The 1,484-nt window shown below is 75.6% G+C and carries 1 protein-coding gene; it reads right to left on the bottom strand.

The genetic code is table 11. The annotated features are described in order from the left end of the window. On the bottom strand, positions 1-1,441 hold a 1,441-nt coding region (locus B7767_RS33625), incomplete at its 3' end, for an ABC transporter ATP-binding protein (RefSeq protein ID WP_085575409.1). Between the last annotated feature and the right edge of the window lie 43 nt (positions 1,442-1,484).

Here is a 1,484-nt window from a genome sequence, read left to right as displayed (position 1 = left end):
CCAGGGCCGCCCGCAGGTCGTCGTCGCCGGCGTCCGGCCGGGCCAGCCGCAGGTCCTCGGCGAGCGGACCGGCGAAGACGTGCACCTCCTGGCTGATGAGCGTCACCGCCCGGCGGACCCCCGCGGGACCCAGCTCGCCCGCGTCGGCCCCGCCCAGCGCGACCGACCCCCGGACCGGCCGGTGCACGCCCGCGATCAGCTTGGCCAGCGTCGTCTTGCCGGCCCCGCTCGAACCGACCAGCGCGACCCGCTCCCCGCCGCTCACCTCCAGGTCGACGTCCCGCAGCACCGGGTGGCCGGGCACGTAGGCGTGGTCGAGCGAGGAGACCTTGACCGAGCCGTCCACCGGCACGGCCCGCCGGTCCGGCTCCGGCTCCGGCGCGAGGGCCAGGCCGGACACCCCGACCAGACGGGCGAGGCTGGCGCCCGCCGACTGCACGTCGTCCAGCAGGAACAGCGCGGCGTTGACCGGGTTGAACAGGCTGTGGAAGTACAGCGCGGCCGCGGTCGCCGTGCCGATGCTCACCGACCCGTCGTCCACCAGCACGAAGCCGGTGACCAGGACCGAGGCCAGGCCGATGAACTCGGCCAGGTTGAGGCGGGAGAAGAACCCGGTCACGACGTGGATGCCGCGCAGCGCCAGCCCGAGGGCCGCCCGCGACCGCTGCTCCACGAGGTCCAGATGCGGCCCGTTCAGCCGGAACGCGCGTACGGTGCGGACGCCCCCGATGCTGTCGAGCAACTGGTGCTGGAGCGCGCCGGTGGCCACCCGGTGCCCGGCGTAGACGGGAGCGGCCCGGCGCAGGTACCAGCGCACCGACAGCACCTGCACGGGCACGGCGCACAGCGCGGCGAGCAGGAACCGCCAGTCCAGCACGGCGAGCCCGGCCAGGGTCAGCACGATGGTGAAGGCGGAGCGGGAGAACTCCGGCAGGGCCTGCCGCACCGACTTGGCGACCATGGTGACGTCGTCCGTCACCCGGGAGACCAGGTCGCCCGAACCGGCCTCCTCGACCCGCTCCAGCGGCAGCCCGAGCGCCCGCTCGACGAACCGTTCGCGCAGGGCGGCGAGCAGGGTCTCGCCCAGCCGGGCGACGAGGGCGCTGCCGAGGGCGGTGGCGGCGCCGCGCGCCACGGCCACCGTGACGAGCAGGATCATGGGCACGGTCAGCGCGTTCGTGCCGCGCCGTTCCACCACCAGGTCGACGACGTGTCCGAGCAGGGGTGCCGTCAGCAGGCCGACGGCCGTTCCGGCGACCAGGACGCCCACCGCGGCCGCCGCCAGCGGACGGTGGCCGCGCAGCATGGAGCGGAGGGCGGCCAGGGTCTCGGCGCCGGTCGCGGTCGGCAGCAGGGCGCGGTCCACGGGGCCGGTGCGGATCGTCGTCTCCTCGGTCCGTCCGTCGTCGGTGCGCGGGTCCGTGCCGTTCGTGGCGGTCATGCGAGGACCGCCGCACGGTAGGCGGCGTCGGCGGCGACGAGTT

The sequence above is a fragment of the Streptomyces sp. 13-12-16 genome, assembly GCF_002114215.1.
Lineage (GTDB): Bacteria > Actinomycetota > Actinomycetes > Streptomycetales > Streptomycetaceae > Streptomyces.
The sequence above is the reverse complement of the archived record's forward strand: the minus strand, read 5'-3'. Positions and strand labels throughout refer to the sequence as shown.